This is a genomic window from Maribacter algarum (ex Zhang et al. 2020), assembly GCF_005885635.1.
Lineage (GTDB): Bacteria > Bacteroidota > Bacteroidia > Flavobacteriales > Flavobacteriaceae > Maribacter_C > Maribacter_C algarum.
The window spans coordinates 992,782-1,015,272 of record NZ_VATY01000001.1 but is presented as its reverse complement, the minus strand read 5'-3'; the positions used below and the strand labels follow the sequence as shown (position 1 = coordinate 1,015,272).

Here is a 22,491-nt window from a genome sequence, read left to right as displayed (position 1 = left end):
ACGCTTTAGCGTAACTAATTTCATTATTGAAGGTATTAAAGTGATTTAGTGACAACCGCAATCATCTTGTCCACAGGCTTTGGAATTCGACTTTTTGGAAACAAAAAGTGCCTTGGGCAGAAAGAATTTCTTCACGATGTAAGCTACCGCAATTGCCAGTGTTATATAGACCAATATCAGTTGAAGATTTTCCATAATTATTTTAAAATTTGATAAGCGATTAAAGCAACAATATAGGCAAAAACACTCATAAACACCAATTGAGCAACTGGCCACTTCCATGAATTAGTTTCACGTTTCACCACTGCTAGTGTACTCACACATTGCATTGCAAAGGCATAAAAAAGAAGTAGTGAAATACCAGAAGCCAAATTAAACAAAGGTTCCTTTGTTCGTGGGTTCACTTCAGCAGCCATTCGTTGTGTGATGGTTTCTGTATTATCTTCACCACCGCCAACGCTGTAAATGGTAGCTAAAGTTCCCACAAAAACTTCGCGTGCTGCGAAAGATGTAAGAACTGCGATACCAATTTTCCAATCATAACCAAGCGGTTTTACGACGGGCTCAATAGCTTTTCCGGCATAGCCCATGTATGAATTTTCGAGCTTATGGCTAGCAATCTCTTGGTTTTGCGCAAGTTCTTCTAGTATTGCTTTTTTAGTCTGAATCGAATCTGCTATAGCCGATGCGTCCAGCACATAAACTTTTTTCCAAATACTATCCTGTAAAGACTTGTTGTAATTAATCAGGTCAGTCTCAATACTGGCTTTGTTGAACTCAGAAAATCCATTGGTTTCAATTCTCTTTTTAACAATGGATTCTGCATTTTTGAAATCGTCCGCAAATCCGTTTGAACCTAAAAACCATAGAATAATAGAGATTGCTAAGATTATTTTACCTGCTCCAAAAACAAAACTTTTGGTTTTTTCCCATACAGTAATGGCAACATTTTTAAAAAGAGGCAGCTTATAATTTGGCATTTCTACTACGAAGAAAGAACGACTTTTAATTTTCAGAATTTTGTTCAGCACCATAGCTGAAAGTATGGCCGCTCCAAACCCAATAAGGTACAAAAGCATAAGCGTTAGCGCTTGATAGCTCAATCCAATAAATCGACCTTCGGGGATGACTAACGAAATGATAATCAAATATACGGGAAGTCTTGCCGAACAGGTAGTGAATGGAGTCACTAAAATAGTAATCAATCTTTCCTTCCAATTTTCAATAGTGCGTGTAGCCATTACTGCTGGAATAGCACAAGCGGTGCCTGAAATCAAAGGCACCACACTTTTGCCACTAAGTCCGAATGGGCGCATTAAACGATCCATTAAGAAGACTACCCGGCTCATATATCCTGATTCCTCAAGCAAAGAAATAAACAAGAATAAAAAGGCAATTTGCGGGATGAAAAGAGCAATACCGCTAATTCCTGCTATAATGCCCTCGGCAATTAAATCGGTAAATGCTCCTGAAGGTAAAGTGTTTTTGACCCATTCCCCAGCGGAAGCAAAAAAACCTTCAATCAAATCTTGTGGATAGCTGCTCCATTCATATATCGCTTGAAAAATGGTCAGCAGTATGAAGAAGAAAATAAGATATCCAAAGACTTTATGTGTCAGTACTTTATCTAAAGTAGCACGAAAACCCTTGGCCGCATTCGCATCAACTTTATACGTTTCTTTAAGAATTCCATTGATAAATTGGTACCTCACAATGGTTTCTTTTTGTTGTAGACGCTTCAGTTCAGACTTTGATTTTGTCGCAAAAGATGTGCTATCTTTTATAAGCGTCTTTTCGATAGGCATGAAATTGACATCCTGAGTAATGACCAACCAAAGTTTGTACAAATCTTCGTTTGGAAATGTATTTTGCAGGCGTTCAAAATACTCGGGTGCAATTACAGTAGTATCGACATTGGGTTTGGAAGAGAGGTTTTTGTAGTCCGCAATAAGTTCCTTCAATCGTTCAATACCTGTCTCCTTTCTGGTACTGACCAATGCAATTTTAGTATCTAATCGTTCCTCTAACTGTTCAATATCAACCGAGATACCAGTTCTTGACATTCTATCCGCCATATTAATGACCAATATTGCGGGAATTTTTAGGTCTTTGATTTGTGTAAATAAAAGAAGGTTCCTTTTCAGATTTTCAACATCAGAAATAACAAGAGCAACATCGGGGTGGTCCTTATCCTTTTTGTTGAGTAGTAGTTCTACGGCAACACTTTCATCCAATGAAGTCGTATTAAGGCTATAGGTGCCTGGAAGATCCAGAATATGCGCTTTAACTCCTCTAGGCAGTTTGCAAATACCTTCTTTTTTTTCAACGGTAATGCCGGGATAGTTTCCTACTTTTTGATTAAGTCCTGTAAGCTGATTAAAGACTGAAGTCTTACCAGTATTTGGGTTTCCTATGAGCGCGACATTAATCTGTTTACTCATAATACATGGTTATCTTCAATCATTTCCAATTCTATCTGAAGAGCCGTTGACCTTCGAATGGCGATATGAGAACCATTAACATTGATATAGATTGGATCTTTGAGAGGTGCAACTTGTACTAGTTCAATCTGATTGCCAGGGAGACAGCCTAATTCTAGAAGTTTGATAGGAAGTAAATCATCGGCAAACTCTTTGATGATTCCCTTTTGTCCACGTCTTAAATCAGCAACTGTAATACCCAATTTTTATTTAGATTGATTATAAGTAAGGAGGCAAAAATAGGAGAAAAAACCCAAATCGTTATTGTAAAAACCCAAAAATGTGAATCAAAAAGTGGAAATTACTTGAGGTACGAATTTTGAAGAATCTCTAGATCCCCTAACAATTTCTCAATTTCATCTGTATTGGTCCCATCATAGAAGCCACGAATGCGTCTTTCTTTGTCTACCAGAATAAAATTTTCGGTATGAATCATATCAAATGGTCCACCATCGCCATCAGTCTTAACAGCCAAATATGATTTTCGTGCGAGGTCATAAATTAGTTTTTTATCCCCGGTAACCAAATTCCATTTGATATCATCTACTCCCTTTTCTAGAGCGTATTTTTTGAGCTGGGCTACAGAATCGATTTCAGGAGTTACAGAATGTGATAAAAGAAGCACATCATCATCTTTGATATATTCTTGAATCTCCATCATATTTTTTGTCATTATCGGACAGATGGTAGGGCAGGTCGTAAAAAAGAAATCTGCTATATAGATTTTATCCTTGTAATCGGCTTGGGTAATTCGCTTTCCGTTTTGATTGGTGAGCGAGAAATCTGCAATGGTATGGTATTTTCTTTTTTTCTGTAAAGTGCTGTCCACTAATTCAGGATTCACCATTGAGGGTTGATATATAGGAAGTTTCTCTTGAGGTATCAGAGCATTATAAAAAAGGTAAATAATGACTGCTGAAATACAAAAAAGCACTAGAAAAAAAAGTTTGTATTTACCGAAGAATGAGCGCATATGAATTTTATGCAAAGATACGGCAGACCCGCCGGGTGTTCAAGAAACCTGTGGATTAGAGCTGCTAAATCTTTCTTAAAAAGTAATGAGCACAAATACTTTCTTTTTATAAGACCTCGTAAAGCTGTACTTTTGTGCGTTTTAAATTTAGAAAATTCCTATGAGTCCTATTTTCATTCAGGCTGCCCAGTTTATATTAAGTTTATCTCTTTTGATAGTTCTTCACGAGATGGGTCACTTTTTACCTGCAAAGTGGTTTAAAACCAGGGTGGAGAAATTCTACTTGTTCTTCGATGTTAAATTTTCTCTTTTCAAGAAGAAAATCGGTGAAACTGAATATGGTATTGGCTGGTTACCTTTGGGGGGGTACGTTAAAATCGCGGGCATGATTGATGAAAGTATGGATACGGAAGCCATGCAAGAGGAACCCAAACCCTGGGAGTTTCGAAGTAAACCTTCTTGGCAGCGATTAATTATAATGCTCGGGGGTGTAACGGTTAACTTTTTGATTGCCTTCCTAATTTATGTTTTTGCTTCCTTTTACTATGGAGATACCGATATTTCAACCGAGAGTTTAAAGGATGGTTATTCAATAACTAATCCCATACTAACAGATGCCGGGTTCCAAACAGGAGATAAAATAGTCTCAATCAATGGTGTTGCTTATGAGAACTATTCTGATATGCGTAAAAACTTAATTACAGCAGATGAGATTACTATTGACAGGGATGGGCAAACAAAGAAAATTATTCTACCACAAGATTTTCTGGGTAAATTAAGTGATAAGGGCAAGGAGAATACTTTTTTTGAAATCCGCTATCCCTTCATAGTTGCATCTGTATCAGACAGTTCGGCCAATGTCAATGCAGATTTGAAAGAAGGAGATGTTTTTCTCTCCATTAATGGTAAAGAGTTGAAGTTTTTTGATCAATTGGCGAATAGGTTAGAAGAATTAAAAGGTCAAAAGGTGAATGTTGAATTTTTAAGAGAGGGTCAAAAAAGTGAAACAGAACTTCAAGTCAGCGCAGATGGTAAATTTGGTATTTATCCTGGGGGTTCTTATCCACAGTTGGAAGAGTTAGGTTACTTAAAGATAGTTCGAAAGGAGTATACTTTCGTTGAAAGTATTTCAGTAGGTGCTACTAAATTTACAAATGAACTTACGGGCTATGGAGCCCAACTTAAAAAGATATTTACACCAAGCACTGGCGCATATAAGGGTCTTGGTGGTTTTAAAGCGATTTTCGATATTTTTCCACCATATTGGAGCTGGGAATCTTTCTGGGGAATCACCGCATTTTTATCTATCATGTTAGCAGTGCTGAACCTACTTCCTATTCCGGCCTTGGATGGTGGTCACGTGATGTTTTTATTATATGAAATGGTCAGTGGTAAGAAGCCAAGTGATAAGTTTTTAGAATACGCTCAAATTGTAGGTTTCGTATTATTGCTGGCCTTGGTTTTCTTTGCAAATGGCAACGATATCTATAGAGCAATTTTTAAATAGAAAATCCCGCTTTTTTTTGTTTGTGGTATTTTAAAAAACGATTATATTTGCACCCGCTTTGAGTAATTAAAGTTAACACTCCTCCTTAGCTCAGTTGGTTAGAGCATCTGACTGTTAATCAGAGGGTCCTTGGTTCGAGCCCAAGAGGGGGAGCTTTTTAAACAAAAAAACCGTTCAATTTCTTGAACGGTTTTTTTGTTATTGTAAAGTAAAAGGGTGGAAGATTTATCCTGCTTATTCATGAAATAGACAACATCAAATATATTGAAAGCTTCTTCTTTTAAAAAGGACTATTTATACCTATACTTGAGTATTTAATTGTTAAGCTTCAACCAAAAGTTTGTGAAAAGACTTGATTTTTTCTTCCTCATCTGTGATTTTACCCGTACAGGCTTCTAAGAAGAGTAAGAAGGTTTCCTTCTCTTCTTTGCTAAAACCTTCGGTCAAAAACATAATTACGGCAAGCCGAGAAGGTTGGGTTCGGTTGACCAATTCAACGCCTTTTGTTGTGAGCTCTAAACGTTTTTTTCGTCTATCGTCTTCATCTTCGTATTGCTTAATTAAATTTTTATCGAGAAGGACGTTGATAAGGTTTGTGATATTGGCGCGTGAAACGTTCAATGATTCTGCCAATTCGCTTGCCATCAAGGCCTTTTTATGCTTCTCTCTCTTGAAAAAAGGTAGGTTTGGATTTTCAGCCAAATGCAATAAAATTAGCCATTGCTGGGTGGTGAGTTCAACTTTTTGATAAACTTCATCACCTATTTTTTTCAACTGATTGGCCAGTTCAAAAATGCTCAATACTATCGATTCTTCAATGCTTTTCTCTATCATGTTTCTATCTATTAAGTGGGGAATTAAAGCTTCTGCAATATAAGACGCGTAGCTCTACTTCTGTATTTTTTTAATAACGTTTAATTGTGTTTTTATAAACAATTCTTTCGATGGATTTTCCATCTTAAAACTATTGGCCGGGTAATGTGTAAAATTTGTGTATGAGGGAGCGTAAAGTTCAAAGCGCTGCCGTGCATTATAATTTTGCATGGAGACTTTTGAACGATAGTCTCTAAGTGCGCCAATATCTAAATAATTGTTAGCTACCATACTACCACCGGTTCCTGCTTCAGATAAAATATGTCCCTCATAACTTACAACTTTTGAGAGCCCATCGGTGGCGGCAAAGGGAAAATCAATACCTGAAATCCCGGCTGAATTTGCCGATACCACATAACACATATTTTCGATTGCCCTTGCTCTCTTAGCAACTTCTTTATGGGTCAATTGCGGACTTCCAGCTTCCGACGAAGAATGCAAAAAAACTTCTGCCCCGCGCATCATAAGGCATCGTGCTATTTCTGGATATAAAATTTCCTCCGAAGCGATACAGGCCAGCTTTCCTAGTTTTGTATCCGCGACTGGAAAAAGTGCATCATCTCCGTAGACTTTTATATAATCGTCCAATACATCGTGTGGTGTCGGTGCGAACATCGAATTCAATCTTCGATACTTCAAAATCAATTCGCCTTCATCATCAATAATGAAGCTGCTCTGGAAATATAACTCAGGAAAATTTTCATCCAACTCGTAAAAATTCCCAGATAAAAAGATAGACTGTTGAACACAAAACTCCTTCATTTGATTGAACAGAGCATCATCTGTCGACAGGCATGCTTTTTCCCTCCATTCATCCAAACTTTCCCCGAAAGGGAAACTGGTCAAAAAATATTCAGGTAGCACTACAAGCTTCAAATCAGGTCCGATAAAAGCTTTGGAACCTTTCGTTTCTGCCAAAACTGTATTCAAAGATTTTTGCATCAAATTATATGCAGAACTTCTGTCTTTGCATTTATTGATTGCAAAGCATTCAGTTTGTAAGGCAAGTGCTTTATATCTCTGAATCAGATTCAAAATTGAAATTTTATATCTAGGCGTAAAAATAGTTAATATTATTAACTATTTTGAATGTAAAGGCTGTTCATTCGTTAAAAACCACTATTAATAGACAAGTTTTACGAACTTCATTCTTCTTTCTTGAATTCGAGCTTTGTAGCTGGTTTACTTTTTGTTGGCTCGTTCCTTTCTATTATTTGCCAACTTACACCCGCGGTATCTGAAAAAAGAAATGAACGCTCTTCGAATTCATTTTTAACTATCTGGGTCGGATTTAGTTTGTGCTCTGAAACTAATTCATGTACCATATTTAGCTTTGGGGTATAAAATGAATGCAAAGTGATTCCTTTTTCACCAATACGCTGACTTTTGGATTTGTTAGGTTTTACTCCATTTGGAATAAAAAATTTCATCTTTCCACAGATATTATTTGGTGATACAAAACCTTGGTATACATGGCTGAAACCCGGCTCCATTTGAAATACTCTTTTTGGTCCTTCCAACCAATCTCCATCTAGGGCGGGTGCTTCTTCTGCTTTCAATCCTAAAGCGGTGGATAGATAACTCATCTGCTCCATAGATTCTGCATCGATAATGAAATCATGATGGGTGAATTCACTAGTTTTTAACGGTGTATCATCTTCAATAGTTCCGTAACCGGGAATTACATATCCATAGCGCTGAAAGAAAATATGATTGAAAAATTGACCATAAACGGCATTTTCACGCACAATAATTGGGCGGTTAAAGAAATCACGTTCTCCGGTATTCAATCCGAAAAGGTCATCGGCAATGGGTTCTGTGGGCAACCAAAGTTTTTTTCCTTCTTCTCGAGCCATCTTATAGATATCATAGAGTCGAAAAATATCATGGGTACGCATGACTGCTATGCGAGAACCGATGGTTTCTACCGGAGCATAGCCAATACCTTTACCCAACGGTTTTTCCCATTCTAAAATCCGAAGCAAACCATGACTATCTATCTTTCCGTTTTGTAGACGGTACGAGGTGAGTTTGGAATCAACACCATAAATTCTTGATGCCTCTTTCGCTGAGATTGTGGACCTATCAAACTCTTGAAATCCGAAATCTGCGAAGTATTTTTTCGCATACTCGGCATCATCCGTACCTAAAATTACTTCATAAACGCCACTAATTCCGGTATCGGGTAAGTTCTGTTTTTCCAAAGTTTCACCCATATGATTAAACGGTCAGGATTAGTTTGCCAAAATTTTCACCTGTATATAACATTTGTAAAGTTGAAAAGTAGTTCTCAAGACTCTCTACAATATGTTCCTTTACATTTATTTTTCCATCTGCAATCCAACCGGCAATTTCGTTAGCGGCCGCGGGCCATTCTTTTACGAAGTCAAAAACGATAATTCCTGTCATGTATCCTCTTGCAGTCACAATTTTCATATAGTTAGCTGGACCTTGGATGTTGGCCATATCATTATACTGCGAAATAGCTCCACAAATAACGACACGGGCACCTTGGGCTAAATTTGCCAAGGCGGTGTTCAAAGTATCTCCACCTACATTGTCATAGAAAATGTGAATTCCGTTTGGCGCGTATTCTTTCAGTTTGGCGTCAAGGTTTTCGGTTTTATAGTTGATTGTGTAATCGAATCCACACTCATCAATCAAGAATTTACACTTGGCATCACTTCCAGCGGAACCAATAACGGTACACCCTTTTATTTTAGCTATTTGCCCTACTGTCGAACCAACTACTCCAGAAGCGGCGGAAATATATATAACATCACCAGCTTTAGGCTCCCCTCTTCGTAACAAACCGAAATAGGCCGTCATTCCGGGCATCCCTAAAACGCCTAAATGGTGGGTTAGTTTACTTTTTGATACATCAATTATCCGCATGCCAGAACCATCGGAAATGGCATGGCTCTGCGCGCCTAACATACCTTCTACATAGTCACCGACTTTGAAAGCATCGTTCTTTGACTGTATGACTTTTCCAGCGGAAAAACTGCGCATAACGGTGCCTAATTCTATTCCTTTAATATAGGTTGTACCAGCATTCATCCATCCTCGAATAGCTGGGTCCATTGATAAGGCTTCGATGGCTACAAGAAACTCTCCGTCATTTAACTCACGTATTTCTTCGGTTTTCATACCAAAATTACTTTCTTGTATGGCACCTGTAGGTCTGCTTTCGAGAGTTACTATTGTATTTGTCATCCTAAATGTTTTATAGTTCTTAAAAGTACTCAAAATTAGTTAATATTATAAATAATTAACTATATTAACTAATTATTTAAAACTTCCAGAGATAATATGAGCAATTTTGTAGAAATCGACAATCAAAAACTTCATTTTTATACAATGGGCAAGGGGCCGGCATTACTTATGCTACATCCTTCGCCGAGTAGTAGTCTGTCGTTAATTCCTTTGGCGCGCCAATTGGCATTGCACTATACCGTTTACTGTGTCGATACTCCTGGATATGGTCAATCTGATGCCTTAATCGAGAGTCCCACCCACCTATCGAACTATACCGCATTCTTATACAAAGCTTTAAAAAAAATGGGTCTTAAAAAACCAGCTATTTATGGTTCGGCGACAGGAGCGCAATTGGCTGTTCGCTACGGTTTGGAATATCCTGAGGTGGTTTCCCATATTTTTCTTGATAACTCAGCTCATTTCGATGATGCTTTGTCAGATAAGATTTTGGAGCATTACTTTCCCGATTTAACCCCGAAATTAGACGGGGGTCATCTCACTCAAATCTGGACGATTGTTTCGCAATTGTTTCAGTATTTTCCATGGTGTTTCACAACTGAAGAATACGCCCTAAATCGACCTCAAATGCCAGATTTTGTTTTACAAATGATAGCCATGGATTATTTGAGGGCAGGTAGCACTTATGACATAGCCTACAAATTGGCATTTCAGCACGAACGTGGACAATACGTGCAACAGTTAAAAGTACCGACGACTATCTTTCGATGGAATAATAGCATTATAACTAAATATGTTGACCAACTTTTAGCTCATGATTTTGAGGACCACATTCAGGGTTTTATGATTGAAGGAGATGCAACCGAACGCACAGAAAAAATGGTTGCTTTTATGAATGAAAAAGCAACTGAATTTGGCGTAGAAACAATTGATACTTCAGAAATTAATGTTCAGGAAGAAATACAATTAGTGTATAAGAAGTCAACTAGTACTCCGCCAGAAGTGCAATCGAACGGGAATCACCTCTTAGTAGCGTGGCAAGACCTTGTTGAAAATAACCCTCAAGAAACTGCGGAAACCATTCAAACCTATTTAACGGACTGGTATTCTGAAAATTTTGAAGTTGATAAAAAATAAGATGATTAAAGCAAAGTATCAGGCAGACAAATCTTTCGTAGTATTAATCGGTGCTAATAGTGGTATTGGGCAAGAACTTATCAAACAACTTTTAGAAGCGAAGGCCATGGTTTTTGGGGTGGATATCCAGAAGGAATCCAGATTTCCAATAATAGAAAACTATTTTTATTTCAGAGCAAACCCTCTTGAAGAAAAGGAAATGGTTGAGATGGTCAAGACTATCCAAAACCATACTTCTCATCTCAATTCGTTGGTAAATCTTTCAGGTACGATTCGTCAATTTAAATCTATAGAGAGTTTGAATGCAGACGAATGGAATGAAACCTATGACATTAGTTTTAAGAGTTGTTTTAACTCTTGCAAAGCTTTTGCTTCACTGTTGAAAATAACACCTGATTCATCGATTGTAAACATGTCATCCGGACTTGCCTTTATTGGGCAAAAAAATTATGGACCCTATAGCGCGGGAAAAGCCTCCGTTATTAGTTTTAGTAAAACCTTAGCCGCGGAATTAGCGCCTGAAGTCAGGGTAAATACAGTAGCTCCGGGAGCCGTTGATACTAATTTTATTTATAAGGAAGATGGTTCTACGCGTTTTGATAAAGAGCGGTATATGCAAATGGTTCCTTTGGGAAGTATAGCGAAACCTGAAGAGGTTAGTTCAGTAATTTTATTTTTACTCAGTGATGGAGCTTCTCATTTGACTGGGCAATGCATTCATGTAAATGGAGGTGCGAGTATGCATTAGAAATTCAAGTTCAAGTTCAAGCTCAAGAATCAAGCTCAAGAATCAAGCTCAAGTTCAAAAATTTATTTTTCTCCTAACTCCCTTAACCCATAATACCTTTCACTAGACCCCCGTCCATCGTGATGGTTTGACCTGTTATATAACCACTCATTGGTGAAAGTAGCCAAGCAGCCAAAGAAGCAAAATCTTCAGGTTTTCCGATTTGCTTTACAGCCGTTTGGTCAGAAAATGTTTTTCGAATCTCTTCCTCCGGAATGCCTTTTAATTCACTGTTTTTTGCGAACAGATTTTCCATACGTTGTGTTGCATGGTATCCTGGACCCAGTATGTTTAAGGTAACTCCTGAACTTCCGATTTCTTGAGAAAGTGTTTTTACATACCCAGTTACTGCTAATCGCATTGCATTGCTCAAAACGAGATTTTCCACGGGCTGCTTTGTCGATACACTTTCTATATATAACAATCTGCCATAGCCGCCATCAATCATTTTAGGAAGCAGGGCTTGGGTCAAAGCGATCTTCCATCGAACAACTGATTTATAAGCTTCATCCCAGTCAGAAAGAGTAGCTTCCATAACGGGCATTGCGGGTGGACCTCCGGAATTAATGACGGCACCAGTCAAAATGCGATTGCCAACCTGCTGTAAAACTGAGTCCAAAACTGCTTCTTCAGACAGGTCGCCAGCAACAATTTCAATTGCAGAATTAGTGCTTTGCAAAGCTTCCAATTTTTCTTGGGTTCGAGCGATAGCGATAATCTTGGCTCCCTCGGAAATTAACTGCTCCAAAATGGCTTTTCCAAGTCCGCTTGTCGCGCCTCCTACTAAAAATAATTTGTTTTCTAAATAAAGATTCATGCCTTTTCTTCTTTAACTATCATTGTCTTGTAAATGTAAATTACCCCAATGGCGAAAACACTCATAACAACACCATAGACACCTGGTGTCGCAGCCATTTCAGGACTATTCAATAATCCAGGAGACATCGCTAGGGTCATTCCTAGAACATTATTTTGCATGCCGCTTTCTATTGAAATAGTAGCTGATTGCTTGGTCGATAATTTAAGGGATTTTGCACTGAAAAAACCAATACCCAACGTGAAGAAGTTAAGCAACACAACACTCAAAAATGTAGCTTTCAGAAAAGACCAACTGTCTCCGATTTCTTCTAGTTTCAAAACCATAAAAATTAATGCTAGCACAATAACGGTAATTGAACCCCATTTAATGGCCGGCTTACTTTTTTCCGCTGTAGCTGGAAATTTGTAGTTTATAAACATTCCTAAGAAAACAGGTAAAGCCGTTAGCTTGAAAATATTGAATATGGTCTTTCCTAATGGTAATTGAATGCTTTTGGAAGCTTCCCCAAGTATGGCATCCAAAGAAAAATTGATAATCAATGGAATCGTGAAAATGGTTATGATGCTACTAATTGCGGTTAAGGTAATTGAAAGTGCAGTATCTCCTTTTGATAAATAGGAGAACAAATTCGAAACCGCTCCGCCCGGACTGCAGGCGCATACCATCAATCCCATAGCAATCATGGGTTCCATGGGTATTAATAACACAATGCCGTAGGCGATTAAAGGTACCAAAACAATTTGATTCACCAAACCTGTGAAAACTGCTTTTGGTGCTATACCGACTCTTGTAAAATCAGGAATAGTCAACGTCATTCCCATGCCAAACATTACCAAAAAAAGGAGAATTTGGAGAATGGTAGGAATGTAAGCTGATAAGAATTCGGTCATTTAGTATCTGTTTACTTTTGGCTTTTCCAAACATTGACGATGCTCGTTGCTGAGGTAGACCAAACATCAGGATGGCCGCCCAACTTTTCGAGAACACGTTCAAGATACTGAATACGATGAGGTTGCCCTAATACCCATGGATGAATATTTAAGGCCAATATGCGTCCACCACCGGTATTACTTTCTTTTAATAAGAATTCAAATGCATCTTCTATCTGGTCGGCCCAGTCCTCTGAAGAATGTAAATTGTTGTTGATAATAAAATAGTCATCCAATTCGGTGGGTAATGGCATGGCTGTTAAAGCCCCATTTTTAGTTTTAAAATCATACGGCATATCATCGTTTACCCAATCACAGAAGTAATTGATGCCATTTTCAGAAAGTAAGTCTGGAGTATTCTCAGATTCATTTTTAGCGGGACTTATCCATCCGGTGATATCTTGCCCCGTTAGTTTTCTAAGTGTTTCTAAGGATTTTTTGATAAGTTCTTTTTCTTCAGATACATCTTGTCCACCATAGTGCAACTTATCCATATCCCAACCATGACACATGATTTCATCGCCACGTTCTTTGATAGTATTAACTAAATACGGAATGCGTTCTGCCAACCTGGTATTCATGGCAAAGGTGGGCGTAATGTTGTATGTATCAAAAGCCTTTAAAAATCGATAAATACCTACCCGATTGCCATAGTCGCGCAAACTGTAATGCCTTAAATCAGGATAAGGTTTTGTCATTCCACCAGGAACTTTAAACGGAATCCCCTTTTGGTTTAAGGGGAAAAATTGTAATCCCACATTGACCCAAAGCGCTACTTTCTTTCCGTCTGGCCATTGCACTGCTTTTCTATCTTGCAGCATTGACCACTCGTAACGGTCATGGTCCATTCCATACGAACGCTCAGGGTATTGTAAATAGTCGTCATTAAGCGTTGCCATATTTCTTGTTTTTAGTTTCGATATCTGCTAACGAGTCATCATAATAATTGTCTAAAAAGTACTGTGCGATTTCTTTTCCGGTGGTTACCCAAACATCGGAATGCCCGGTAATGTATTCGAGCGCCTCTTCATACGCCTTTATTCTATGGGCATTGCTTACCTGATAGTTATGGGTGGGAATACACATTATCGTTCCGCTTTGAGCACCCTCGGCATAAAGTCTGTCAAAGTTGTCTTTGAGTTCTTTGCCGTATCTTCTTGGGGTAATTTTTTGAACCAAATAAGCAATAGTATCGTTCATTTCCAAGGAATATGGAATCGAAGCAAACTTCTTCCCACTTCTTAAATGAATCGGAGTTGGTTGGTCATCATGGAATAAATCGCAGGAATAAATTCCTGCTTCATTTCCAAAAAGTTCAGTGCCTACTTCTGCAAAAAGGTCAAGCGTGTTTTCGGAATGTGAAAGGGCAGGGGCAAGATATCCAGCACACTTTTGCCCCGTATGTTTATAGATGGTTTCGATAGAATCTTTAATCATTTTCCGTTCTTGAGCTTCGGTCATTCCATACGTATAGCGAGTGTTGTAAATACCATGACTGAAGAATTCCCAATCACGCTCTTTACTCATCTTAATAATTTCAGGATGATGGTCACATAAAGCCGTCGATAAAGAGATGGAACCTCGAATACCATATTTTTCAAGCAGTTCCATTTGACGTACATGACCAACTCGGTTTCCCCAATCGCGAGAAGTATATCCAGGCAAAGCCGGACAAGGCTGAGGCCAAGGTTTTCGAAACGGATTGTCAGGTGGATTTAATTCATAAAACTCGATATTGGGAGCTACCCAAAAAGCGACTTTGGCACCATTGGGCCATTCAATCTTTGGTCGATTTTCGTAGGGCCAATAATCATAATATCCTGGATCTTCTTTCATAAATCATTGATTGTTTAACCAACTAAGAACTTCTTTTACTTCCATAACATCACAATACTTCAAAGATAAATCAGTCAAGTTGGCATAGTGATAACTCTCATGTTTGTCGGCAACACATTCTTCAGGAATGATGGTCCGATATCCTCTCGAAAGCGAATCTACACCAGCAGCGCGAACACAACCTGAAGTTGAACCACCAGTCAAAATTACCGTGTCAACTTGATGCCAAACCAAAAGCGATTGAAGGGGTGTTTCAAAAAAGGGAGAAGGCATTTTCTTTTCGTAAAAAACATCTGTAGAACGGTCTAAAATCAAGCGGTCATCTAACTCGGAACGCTCTGAGCCGAATTTGATGTTTTGTAGGCTATCCGGTGTATCTGTTCGTGTTCCCCAAATACCTGCATCGGCCGCTGTATCCATATAGGCAACGTTTGTCCAAACTACAGGCCAACCTAAAACTCTAAATTTAGCGGCTAGTTCGTTTACATAATCCAGTTGTTTTGGGTCGGCTTCATAGGCCGTTTTAAAAAGGTCGGTTCTTGTGTATGCTTTTTGAATATCAATATTTACCAAAGCTGCTTTTTTACCAAATCCAAATCGTTTTCGTGCCGGGTTCGCTTTTACTTCAAAATAAAGTTCTTTGGCTGTTTTATCAGTGGTTTGCATTTTTGTTCCTTTCATCTATATGCTACTTTTTAAGTTCAGTGGCGATTGCCTTATCGTTTCTGCTCCATTCGCTCCAAGAGCCTACGTAGAGTTTTGGAATTTCCAATCCGGCATAGGCTATAGCCAAAAGTGAATGGCAAGCGGTTACACCTGAACCACAATGAAATATCCTATTTTCTTCTGGAACATCGCCAAACAATTGGTTGTATTTTTCTTTTAATTCTTGAGGGGATTTGAATAGTCCCGAATTATCTAAATTCTCGGTAAAGGGGGTATTGACTGCTCCAGGTATATGTCCTGCAACTAGGTCAAGCGGTTCAAACTCTCCATTGTATCTGGGTGTTGTACGAACATCAACAACCATATGTTCTGCATCTTGGGAAACTCTTTCAACTTCCTTAATTTCAGCCATGGGAAGCTTCCATGTAATGACCGGATAGGCTGCTGTAGAATGCGGTTGTACACTTTCAGAATTTATAGGGAATTTTTGTTTTTCAGCTTCTTGAATTCCTCCGTTCAAAACCTGAACCTTTTCGTGCCCAATTGCTCTGAGCATCCACCAAAATCGAGCGGAAGCATTAGCTCCACCTTTGTCGTCATAAATTACGACATGACTTTCCGGAGATATTCCTAAAACGGAAATAGTCTTAGCAAAATTTTCAATTTTTGGTAAAGGATGTCTTCCGCCTTTCGATGCATCTTCAGGTATTTCAGAAAGGTCTTTATTTAAATCTAAAAAGAGCGAACCATCTAAATGCTTTGCTTGATATTTTGAAAAAGCATCGGCACCGCTACTGGCGTAAACGATGATAAGATTTTTAGCATCGCGTAGTGTGAATAGTTCATCGATTTGAATAATAGGGCGCATAGTATATTACTTTTTTGGTTCCCTTATTTTTGAAGACTGCATGGAGATGATTTTCCAAGCATCTTCATGTTTTGTCCATACCACAGTCAAACGAAATTTACCTTTGTCATAATCCTTGTACTTGCGTTCATTGATGTAATTGGTCAATACGACATCATCCGAAATATACACGAATTCGATGTCTGAACTTTCATAGCTTTCAAAAGTGTTTTTGATATTTACTAGTGCGACATCCTTTTTATATTTTTTGCCACTTTGTGAAGTCAGTATCAATTGAGAGTGATACAATTCAGAAGCCAAGTCTACATCACTATTCAAATGTGCAGTGCGAAGATGTTCAATTTGCTTTAAAATATCACGTTCCTTTACATTTGGTTCTTGGGATAATAGCGAAGCATTTACCATAAAGCATAATAAAATAACCAGAAACCTCATTTTTCGGTGTTTAATTTAGATAATTACTCCGTTTTTATAATTCCTGCAGCGACCATTTTCGCAATGGCATCATCATCAATATTCAATTCTTTTAAAACTTCTGCGGTGTGTTCTCCGATTTTGGGAGGATCCATACGAATGCCTGAACGGGTTCCTTTATATTCCAATGGAAATTTAGGAAGTTTTGTTTTTTTTCCATCCGGCATGGTTACATTCAAAAGACTATCTCCTTCGTTAAGTTGAACATCGTCGAACAAATCTTCGGGCTGACTAATTGGGGCAAACGGAATATGACCTTTATCACATCGGTTGATGATTTCTTGTTTTGTAAAGGCTTTAAATCGTTCATCAAGTGCTGGCAAAAACCAATCTCGTTCATCGATACGTTTGTTGTTCGTTTCAAGACGTCCATCGCTGCTCCAATCACTCCAATCAAATACCTCACATAATCTGGCCCAGTGTTTTTCACTAATGATACCTACGAAAACTTTACTATCATCTTTAGTGTCAAACACTTTGTAAATAGACCATGCGCTTACACGGGAGGGCATTGGTGGAATCTCATAATCTATCTGTGAAGCATAGGCCATATGCTGACCCATCAAGAAAGCACAGGTTTCAAAAAGCGCCGATTTTACGAAGCCACCCTCACCTGTTTTTTCACGTTCATAAAGGGCTTGAAGAATACCGATGTAACCAAACATTCCGCCCGTGATATCAATGACGGAAGTCCCGGCGCGCAGAGGGTCTCCCTCACGACCGGTCATATATGCAAGGCCGCCCATCATTTGAACAACTTCATCCATGGCATGTCTTTTCTCGTAAGGACCACTTAAAAATCCTTTTAATGAACAGTATATAAGTTTATTATTTAGAGTTTTGAGTTTTTCGTAGCCTAGACCAAGTCTGTCCATCGTACCTGGGCCAAAATTCTCAACAACAATGTCATATTCCTTCACTAAATCATAAATCAGTTGAATACCTTCCTCCGATTTCAAATCAACCGCCAAACTCTTTTTATTACGATTGTAAAACCAAAAATATCCTGTACCAAAACCCTTTAACCTCCGGGTATTGTCTCCTTTTGTAGGTTCAATATGAACGACGTCCGCACCCATATCGGCCAACAACAAACCAGTACAAGGGCCCATTACGGCATGTGTGAATTCTAATACTTTTAAACCTTTTAGTGGGGCACTATGCATTTTCAGTTGTTTTGATAGATTCGTATGCTTTTTTTGGTTGCACTTCCAATTCAGTTTTGAAGGTACTGTTCCATCGGTTAAGAAATCCAAAGAGAGAAATTACGCCCATAATTTCTACTATGGCCGCATCACTAAAATGTTTCTTTAATTCTGTAAAATCTACCTCCTTAACCTGATTAGGCACCATGCTCGATTTCAATGCTAGATTTAGGGCTGCTTTTTCTCTTTTGGAAAACAAGGATGAGGTTTGAAAATTCCAAATGGACTTCATTTTTTCCTCGGAAACGCCATTTTTTTCAGCACTAAAGGCTGTATGGGCACTACAATATTCACATCCTGCGGAAAGGCTTGCAATATGTCCAATCATTCGCTTTAAACCTTGGTCTACGTAGCCTTCGTCATAAACTGCTTTGGCCAAACTAAAAAAGGAAATTAGGAGGTTGGGTTTGTGCGCCATGAGCAATCCATCGTTGGGCTGAAAGCCCATCCATTTTTCGGCTTGTTCAAACAGTGGGGCTAATTCACTAGTTTGATAATCTGAAATTGGCGCAATTCTGCTCATGATTAAAGGGAGTAATCTCCATATTTGGTTAGATAATTTACCAAGCCGCCTTCTGCTAAAATATTAATCATAATATCCGGAAGTTTGGTAGCAGTATAAGTAACACCTGCCGTTAAATCTTTTACATTTCCTTCCTTTAAATCAATATCGAGCTCGGCTCCTTTTTGAATGTTATGGTCTGCGATTTCTAATACGGGAAGTCCGATATTGATCGCATTTCTAAAAAAGATACGCGCAAAATCCTTGGCGACAACCACAGAAACTCCTGACTTTTTTAAAGCTAAGGGCGCTTGTTCTCTGGAAGAACCACAACCAAAATTGATGCCAGCAACCAGAATGTCTCCTTGTTGTACAATCTTATTGAAATTAGGGTCTAAATCTTCCAAAACATGATTGGCCAAAGTAGTCATGTCCAATGTTTTGGTATATTTTCCTGGGATGATACGGTCTGTGTCTATATGGTCTCCGTACACATGCGCCTTTGCTTTGATATTTGTTTGTACTTCACTCATCTTACACCAAGTATTTTTTAGGATTCACAATTTGTCCTTCTAAAGCGGATGCCGCAACTGTTGAAGGCGCGCCCAAGTAAATGTTGGAATTCGGATTCCCCATTCTTCCTCTGAAATTCCGATTTGCTGCCGATATCACAACTTCGCCATCAGCAGGAACGCCTTGATGCGTTCCTACGCAGGGGCCGCAACCTGAGGTAATTAATGACGCTCCTGCTTCAATTAAAGTAGTCATCGTGCCGTTACTTATGGCATCTAACAAAACGCTCTGCGATGCTGGAGCAATTACCATCCGCACATCGGGATGTATTTTCTTTCCCTTTAAAATTTCTGCGGCAATGTCCAAATCCTCTAATCTTCCATTACAACATGTGCCTATAAAAGCATAGTTGATTTTGGTGCCTTCATAATTGGAAATGTTATGCACATTATCTGGAGATTCTGGCGCACTTACTTGTGGCTCCAATCCTGAGACATCGAAATCAAAAGTTTTAATATAATTGGCATCTTCATCAGGAGTAATCGCTTCAAAATCATAATTCAGTTCCAACCCTTTTGGATGAACGATTCCTGTTTTCGCCCCCATTTCGGATGACATATTTGCAATGGTCATTCGGCTTGCCAAGCTCAGTCCTTCAAACGCTTCTCCTGTAAATTCAATAGCTTGATAAGTAGCTCCTGAAACGGTTACTTTTCCAACTAAAAACAGAATCAAATCTTTTGCGGTCACACCTTCTTGCAATTTCCCAGAACAATTGATTTGAATGGTCTGCGGAACTTTCAGCCATATTTTTCCGGTCATCATAGTCGCGGCTAAATCCGTAGAACCCACTCCGCATGCAAAGGCATTTAAGGCTCCATAGGTTGGCGTATGTGAATCCGCACCGATAAAAATGTCTCCTGGTTTTACATAGGCGTTTTCGACCATTACTTGGTGACAAATACCCTCTCCAATTTCAAACAAACGCATGCCCTGTTCTTTCGCAAAGTCACGCATCATTTTATGCAAATTGGCAATTCTTTCGTTAGGTGATGGTGCAGCATGGTCAATAATCAACGCACACTTATCCGGATTAAAAACTTTTTTTCCACCCATTTCATGAAAGGCTTTGATAGTCAAAGGACCAGTAGTGTCACTTGCCATACAACCATCTACTTCACTAACGACGAGTTCGCCGGCATATACTTTTTTGCCAACATGGTTCGATATAATTTTTTCTGAAATTGTCTGTCCCATTAAATCATCTTAATATCATCTTTATCAACTAATTGGTACAACTGTCCGGGAAGTTTGTGTCCCAATGTCGTTTCCAATTCTCTACTTATTTCGGCTATTTTATGGATATCCAATCCGGTTTCGTATCCCATCTGATGTGCAGTGTGGGCCGTATCTTCCGTCGCGATATTGCCGGTGGCGCTTTTGATAAAGGGACACCCGCCAAGACCGCCAAAAGCAGTATCAAAAATTCGTACTCCAGCTTCGGTTGCTGCATAGAAATTAGAATATCCTTTATTTTCAGTGTTATGTAAGTGCAGAATCACAGGAATGTCCCCCGCTTTTCCCACAACTTTTTGCATCAAATCACGCAGTTGTTTGGGATTGCCCATTCCTGTAGAGTCAGCTAGCGCCAATTCATCGATTCCCGTATCCAGATGATGGTCTACCATATCTAGAACATGGTCTGCGTCAATATGACCTTCATAACGACATCCGAAAGCACATTGAATACCACCTCGAACAGTAATTCCATTGGATTTGGAAAGTTGTACCATTTCTTTGAAGGCACTTTTTGCTTCGTCTAGGGTCAAGCGAGCGTTTTTCTGACTGTGCGTATTGCTCGCGGAAATTGAACAAGCCAAATGGTCTAGTCCAGCAGTAATGCCTCTTACCACACCTTTTAAATTTAAGACCAAACCGCTATAAATGACACCTTCTTTCTTATTCAATTGTTCGCAGACTGCCTCCGCATCTGCCATTTGAGGTACCAATCTTGGGTGAACAAAGGATGCAACTTGAATGCGTTTGACGCCAGCAGCAACCAAGCGGTCAACATATTCCAACTTTTTTTCCGTTGGAATAACTTGCTCAAGAGTTTGAAATCCGTCGCGAAGCCCCTGTTCTTCGAGTATAATTTTGCTTACATTCATAAAGAATCAATCGCTTTCAAAATTAGTTAACTAAGTTAACTAATTTTAATGAAACTAAGCCAGTTTATCCGAAATAATAGTTAACTTTATTAACTAATTTTAGAAGTAACAATATGAAGGTACGAAATCCGAGAACGGGGGAATATGATTATGAGTTGGTTGAAGATGCTCCCGAAGTGGTTGAAAAGAAAGCACAGGAAATCCGTTCAGCACATAAGACATGGCACAAGCGTACTATTCGTGAGCGTGTTTCGGTACTCCAAAAATGGTTGGGGAGTTTTACGGAATTTCAAACCGAAATTGCCGAACAGTTGGCGATTGATACCGCACGAAAAAGAATTGCCAAAGTTGAGACTGGTGGTATCATTGGTTTGATGCAGGCATGGAGCTATCGTGGGCCACAGTTATATAATCCGCCAGCAGAACGACCTTCCGCCTCGGCTACGACTGTTCAAATCGGACAACAATGGGTGCCTTATGGTGTAGTAGGCGTTATTAGTCCTTGGAATTTTCCATTACTATTAGCCTTAATCGATACCATTCCTGCCTTACTTGCAGGTTGTGGTGTATTGCTGAAACCGAGTGAAGTTACACCCCGTTTTATGGACGGACTAGAGAAGAGCATTGCTGCAGTTCCTGAATTGGCGGCGGTATTAAAACTGGTGCGTGGTGGGGCAGAAGCTGGTAAGGCTGTTGTGAATAATTCTGATGCTATTTGCTTTACGGGTAGCGTGCCAACAGGTAAGAAAATTGGAGCGGCTTGTGCTGAGCGTTTTATACCTGCCTTTTTGGAATTGGGTGGAAAAGACCCAGCAATTGTTTTAGAAGATGCCGATTTGGAAGTGGCAACAGATGCCGTATTGAGAAGTTGTGTAGGAGCCACAGGACAAGCTTGTCAATCGTTGGAACGTATTTATGTTCATGAAAATATCTATGATAGTTTTGTGGAACAGATTGTGAAGAAAGCAACGGCTGTTACCTTGACAACAAACCCTGATGAAGGACAAATGGGTCCACTTATATTTGAAAAACAGGCTGAAAAAATTCAAGAACAAATTGACGATGCGGTATCAAAAGGCGCAAAGGTTTTGACTGGTGGAAAAGTAGAAAACATCAATGGGGGACTATGGTGCGCCCCTACTGTATTAACCGACGTGAATCACGATATGGATGTGATGGTTGATGAAACGTTTGGACCTCTCATTCCTATCATGTCATTTAGTACGGAAGAGCAGGCTTTGGATTGGGCCAATGACAGTATTTTTGGTTTGTCGGCTTCCGTTTTCTCAAAAGACAGAGATAAAGCTATTGAAATTGCCTCCCATATTGAAGCTGGTGCCATCAGTATCAATGATGGTAGTTTGACAAACAAAGTATACGATGCCGAAAAGAATTCCTTTAAAGAATCGGGAATTAATGGTTCCCGGATGGGAGACGCTGGCTTTTTACGTTTTTTCAGGAAGAAGGCCTTGTTGATTCAGACAGCACACCCAGAAACTATGGCGCATTTTGAGGAAAGCTCATCTTAATATTACAA

The 22,491-nt window shown here is 39.1% G+C and carries 24 protein-coding genes and 1 tRNA gene; 5 read left to right on the top strand and 20 right to left on the bottom strand.

What is annotated here, in order from left to right; translation table 11 throughout:
• Window positions 1-45: 45 nt before the first annotated feature.
• The 4 genes from FEE95_RS22095 to FEE95_RS04340 form a co-directional block, all read right to left on the bottom strand.
• Window positions 46-195, bottom strand: coding sequence for a hypothetical protein (locus FEE95_RS22095; RefSeq protein ID WP_171036980.1), 150 nt, complete (start codon window positions 193-195; stop codon window positions 46-48).
• A 2-nt stretch (window positions 196-197) separates the two neighbouring features.
• The gene (feoB, locus tag FEE95_RS04350; RefSeq protein WP_138656598.1) at window positions 198-2,441 is read right to left on the bottom strand and encodes a ferrous iron transport protein B; all 2,244 of its coding nucleotides are present in this window, start codon (window positions 2,439-2,441) and stop codon (window positions 198-200) included.
• Window positions 2,438-2,683, bottom strand: a complete 246-nt coding sequence (locus tag FEE95_RS04345; protein ID WP_138656597.1) for a FeoA family protein — start codon at window positions 2,681-2,683, stop codon at window positions 2,438-2,440. The genes feoB and FEE95_RS04345 overlap by 4 nt, the downstream gene beginning before the upstream one ends.
• Window positions 2,684-2,781: 98 nt before the next feature.
• A complete protein-coding gene (locus tag FEE95_RS04340) occupies window positions 2,782-3,453 on the bottom strand; it encodes an SCO family protein (protein ID WP_138656596.1) in 672 nt (223 codons plus the stop codon).
• 160 nt (window positions 3,454-3,613) lie between these two features.
• Between FEE95_RS04340 and rseP the strand changes: the two genes are divergently transcribed.
• Together rseP and FEE95_RS04330 are read left to right on the top strand one after the other, a co-directional pair.
• Window positions 3,614-4,960 (top strand): RIP metalloprotease RseP, encoded by a 1,347-nt coding sequence (gene rseP, locus FEE95_RS04335; RefSeq protein ID WP_138656595.1) that lies wholly within the window; start codon window positions 3,614-3,616, stop codon window positions 4,958-4,960.
• Window positions 4,961-5,039: 79 nt separating this feature from the next.
• Window positions 5,040-5,113, top strand: a tRNA-Asn gene (locus FEE95_RS04330).
• A 168-nt stretch (window positions 5,114-5,281) separates the two neighbouring features.
• Here the strand turns inward: FEE95_RS04330 and FEE95_RS04325 are convergent.
• The 4 genes from FEE95_RS04325 to FEE95_RS04310 all read right to left on the bottom strand — a co-directional run bounded on the left by FEE95_RS04325 (window position 5,282) and on the right by FEE95_RS04310 (window position 9,049).
• Window positions 5,282-5,794 (bottom strand): MarR family winged helix-turn-helix transcriptional regulator, encoded by a 513-nt coding sequence (locus FEE95_RS04325; RefSeq protein ID WP_138656594.1) that lies wholly within the window; start codon window positions 5,792-5,794, stop codon window positions 5,282-5,284.
• Window positions 5,795-5,848: 54 nt separating this feature from the next.
• Complete coding sequence (locus tag FEE95_RS04320) at window positions 5,849-6,868, bottom strand: nitrilase-related carbon-nitrogen hydrolase (RefSeq protein ID WP_212748419.1); 1,020 nt, start codon at window positions 6,866-6,868, stop codon at window positions 5,849-5,851.
• 110 nt (window positions 6,869-6,978) lie between these two features.
• Window positions 6,979-8,049 (bottom strand): hypothetical protein, encoded by a 1,071-nt coding sequence (locus FEE95_RS04315; RefSeq protein WP_138656593.1) that lies wholly within the window; start codon window positions 8,047-8,049, stop codon window positions 6,979-6,981.
• Window positions 8,050-8,053: 4 nt separating this feature from the next.
• Window positions 8,054-9,049 (bottom strand): NADP-dependent oxidoreductase, encoded by a 996-nt coding sequence (locus FEE95_RS04310; RefSeq protein ID WP_138656592.1) that lies wholly within the window; start codon window positions 9,047-9,049, stop codon window positions 8,054-8,056.
• Between the two features lie 96 nt (window positions 9,050-9,145).
• Between FEE95_RS04310 and FEE95_RS04305 the strand changes: the two genes are divergently transcribed.
• Both FEE95_RS04305 and FEE95_RS04300 read left to right on the top strand, forming a co-directional pair.
• Entirely contained in the window at window positions 9,146-10,186 is a 1,041-nt protein-coding gene (locus FEE95_RS04305) for an alpha/beta hydrolase (protein ID WP_138656591.1), read from the top strand.
• 1 nt (window position 10,187) lies between these two features.
• On the top strand, window positions 10,188-10,934 hold the full coding sequence (locus FEE95_RS04300; RefSeq protein ID WP_138656590.1) for an SDR family NAD(P)-dependent oxidoreductase: 747 nt from the start codon (window positions 10,188-10,190) through the stop codon (window positions 10,932-10,934).
• 82 nt (window positions 10,935-11,016) lie between these two features.
• Here FEE95_RS04300 and FEE95_RS04295 read toward each other — a convergent pair whose 3' ends face one another.
• Genes FEE95_RS04295 through FEE95_RS04240 form a run of 12 tightly spaced genes read right to left on the bottom strand, consistent with a single transcriptional unit; the run spans window position 11,017 to window position 20,954 of the window.
• Window positions 11,017-11,790 (bottom strand): SDR family oxidoreductase, encoded by a 774-nt coding sequence (locus FEE95_RS04295; protein WP_138656589.1) that lies wholly within the window; start codon window positions 11,788-11,790, stop codon window positions 11,017-11,019.
• Window positions 11,787-12,683, bottom strand: a complete 897-nt coding sequence (locus FEE95_RS04290; RefSeq protein WP_138656588.1) for a bile acid:sodium symporter family protein — start codon at window positions 12,681-12,683, stop codon at window positions 11,787-11,789. The genes FEE95_RS04295 and FEE95_RS04290 overlap by 4 nt, the downstream gene beginning before the upstream one ends.
• Window positions 12,684-12,694: 11 nt before the next feature.
• On the bottom strand, window positions 12,695-13,621 hold the full coding sequence (locus FEE95_RS04285) for a polysaccharide deacetylase family protein (RefSeq protein WP_138656587.1): 927 nt from the start codon (window positions 13,619-13,621) through the stop codon (window positions 12,695-12,697).
• Window positions 13,608-14,558, bottom strand: a complete 951-nt coding sequence (locus FEE95_RS04280; RefSeq protein ID WP_138656586.1) for a polysaccharide deacetylase family protein — start codon at window positions 14,556-14,558, stop codon at window positions 13,608-13,610. Before FEE95_RS04280 ends, FEE95_RS04285 begins: the two co-directional genes overlap by 14 nt.
• 3 nt (window positions 14,559-14,561) lie before the next feature.
• Complete coding sequence (locus FEE95_RS04275) at window positions 14,562-15,239, bottom strand: isochorismatase family protein (protein WP_212748418.1); 678 nt, start codon at window positions 15,237-15,239, stop codon at window positions 14,562-14,564.
• Window positions 15,240-15,246: 7 nt separating this feature from the next.
• The gene (locus tag FEE95_RS04270; RefSeq protein ID WP_138656585.1) at window positions 15,247-16,092 is read right to left on the bottom strand and encodes a sulfurtransferase; all 846 of its coding nucleotides are present in this window, start codon (window positions 16,090-16,092) and stop codon (window positions 15,247-15,249) included.
• Between the two features lie 6 nt (window positions 16,093-16,098).
• Entirely contained in the window at window positions 16,099-16,527 is a 429-nt protein-coding gene (locus FEE95_RS04265) for a nuclear transport factor 2 family protein (protein ID WP_138656584.1), read from the bottom strand.
• A gap of 23 nt (window positions 16,528-16,550) precedes the next feature.
• Window positions 16,551-17,732, bottom strand: a complete 1,182-nt coding sequence (locus FEE95_RS04260; protein WP_138656583.1) for a CaiB/BaiF CoA transferase family protein — start codon at window positions 17,730-17,732, stop codon at window positions 16,551-16,553.
• A complete protein-coding gene (locus FEE95_RS04255) occupies window positions 17,725-18,294 on the bottom strand; it encodes a carboxymuconolactone decarboxylase family protein (RefSeq protein WP_138656582.1) in 570 nt (189 codons plus the stop codon). The genes FEE95_RS04260 and FEE95_RS04255 overlap by 8 nt, the downstream gene beginning before the upstream one ends.
• Window positions 18,295-18,296: 2 nt before the next feature.
• The gene (locus FEE95_RS04250; RefSeq protein WP_138656581.1) at window positions 18,297-18,806 is read right to left on the bottom strand and encodes a 3-isopropylmalate dehydratase small subunit; all 510 of its coding nucleotides are present in this window, start codon (window positions 18,804-18,806) and stop codon (window positions 18,297-18,299) included.
• A 1-nt stretch (window position 18,807) separates the two neighbouring features.
• Entirely contained in the window at window positions 18,808-20,043 is a 1,236-nt protein-coding gene (locus FEE95_RS04245; protein WP_138656580.1) for a 3-isopropylmalate dehydratase large subunit, read from the bottom strand.
• Window positions 20,043-20,954, bottom strand: coding sequence for a hydroxymethylglutaryl-CoA lyase (locus tag FEE95_RS04240; RefSeq protein WP_138656579.1), 912 nt, complete (start codon window positions 20,952-20,954; stop codon window positions 20,043-20,045). Before FEE95_RS04240 ends, FEE95_RS04245 begins: the two co-directional genes overlap by 1 nt.
• Before the next feature lie 113 nt (window positions 20,955-21,067).
• Between FEE95_RS04240 and FEE95_RS04235 the strand changes: the two genes are divergently transcribed.
• Window positions 21,068-22,483, top strand: coding sequence for an aldehyde dehydrogenase family protein (locus FEE95_RS04235; protein WP_138656578.1), 1,416 nt, complete (start codon window positions 21,068-21,070; stop codon window positions 22,481-22,483).
• The last annotated feature ends 8 nt before the right edge of the window (window positions 22,484-22,491 follow it).

Excerpts from the sequence above, each read along its gene's own strand:
- feoB (WP_138656598.1), bottom strand. The coding sequence starts at position 2,441 with ATGAGTAAACAGATTAATGTCGCGCTCATAGGAAACCCAAATACTGGT.
- FEE95_RS04325 (WP_138656594.1), bottom strand. The coding sequence starts at position 5,794 with ATGATAGAGAAAAGCATTGAAGAATCGATAGTATTGAGCATTTTTGAA.
- rseP (WP_138656595.1), top strand. The coding sequence starts at position 3,614 with ATGAGTCCTATTTTCATTCAGGCTGCCCAGTTTATATTAAGTTTATCT.
- FEE95_RS04250 (WP_138656581.1), bottom strand. The coding sequence starts at position 18,806 with ATGAGTGAAGTACAAACAAATATCAAAGCAAAGGCGCATGTGTACGGA.
- FEE95_RS22095 (WP_171036980.1), bottom strand. The coding sequence starts at position 195 with ATGGAAAATCTTCAACTGATATTGGTCTATATAACACTGGCAATTGCG.
- FEE95_RS04255 (WP_138656582.1), bottom strand. The coding sequence starts at position 18,294 with ATGAGCAGAATTGCGCCAATTTCAGATTATCAAACTAGTGAATTAGCC.
- FEE95_RS04275 (WP_212748418.1), bottom strand. The coding sequence starts at position 15,239 with ATGAAAGGAACAAAAATGCAAACCACTGATAAAACAGCCAAAGAACTT.
- FEE95_RS04290 (WP_138656588.1), bottom strand. The coding sequence starts at position 12,683 with ATGACCGAATTCTTATCAGCTTACATTCCTACCATTCTCCAAATTCTC.
- FEE95_RS04240 (WP_138656579.1), bottom strand. The coding sequence starts at position 20,954 with ATGAATGTAAGCAAAATTATACTCGAAGAACAGGGGCTTCGCGACGGA.
- FEE95_RS04315 (WP_138656593.1), bottom strand. The coding sequence starts at position 8,049 with ATGGGTGAAACTTTGGAAAAACAGAACTTACCCGATACCGGAATTAGT.
- FEE95_RS04295 (WP_138656589.1), bottom strand. The coding sequence starts at position 11,790 with ATGAATCTTTATTTAGAAAACAAATTATTTTTAGTAGGAGGCGCGACA.
- FEE95_RS04270 (WP_138656585.1), bottom strand. The coding sequence starts at position 16,092 with ATGCGCCCTATTATTCAAATCGATGAACTATTCACACTACGCGATGCT.
- FEE95_RS04265 (WP_138656584.1), bottom strand. The coding sequence starts at position 16,527 with ATGAGGTTTCTGGTTATTTTATTATGCTTTATGGTAAATGCTTCGCTA.
- FEE95_RS04305 (WP_138656591.1), top strand. The coding sequence starts at position 9,146 with ATGAGCAATTTTGTAGAAATCGACAATCAAAAACTTCATTTTTATACA.
- FEE95_RS04285 (WP_138656587.1), bottom strand. The coding sequence starts at position 13,621 with ATGGCAACGCTTAATGACGACTATTTACAATACCCTGAGCGTTCGTAT.
- FEE95_RS04245 (WP_138656580.1), bottom strand. The coding sequence starts at position 20,043 with ATGGGACAGACAATTTCAGAAAAAATTATATCGAACCATGTTGGCAAA.
- FEE95_RS04300 (WP_138656590.1), top strand. The coding sequence starts at position 10,188 with ATGATTAAAGCAAAGTATCAGGCAGACAAATCTTTCGTAGTATTAATC.
- FEE95_RS04260 (WP_138656583.1), bottom strand. The coding sequence starts at position 17,732 with ATGCATAGTGCCCCACTAAAAGGTTTAAAAGTATTAGAATTCACACAT.
- FEE95_RS04235 (WP_138656578.1), top strand. The coding sequence starts at position 21,068 with ATGAAGGTACGAAATCCGAGAACGGGGGAATATGATTATGAGTTGGTT.
- FEE95_RS04340 (WP_138656596.1), bottom strand. The coding sequence starts at position 3,453 with ATGCGCTCATTCTTCGGTAAATACAAACTTTTTTTTCTAGTGCTTTTT.
- FEE95_RS04310 (WP_138656592.1), bottom strand. The coding sequence starts at position 9,049 with ATGACAAATACAATAGTAACTCTCGAAAGCAGACCTACAGGTGCCATA.
- FEE95_RS04280 (WP_138656586.1), bottom strand. The coding sequence starts at position 14,558 with ATGAAAGAAGATCCAGGATATTATGATTATTGGCCCTACGAAAATCGA.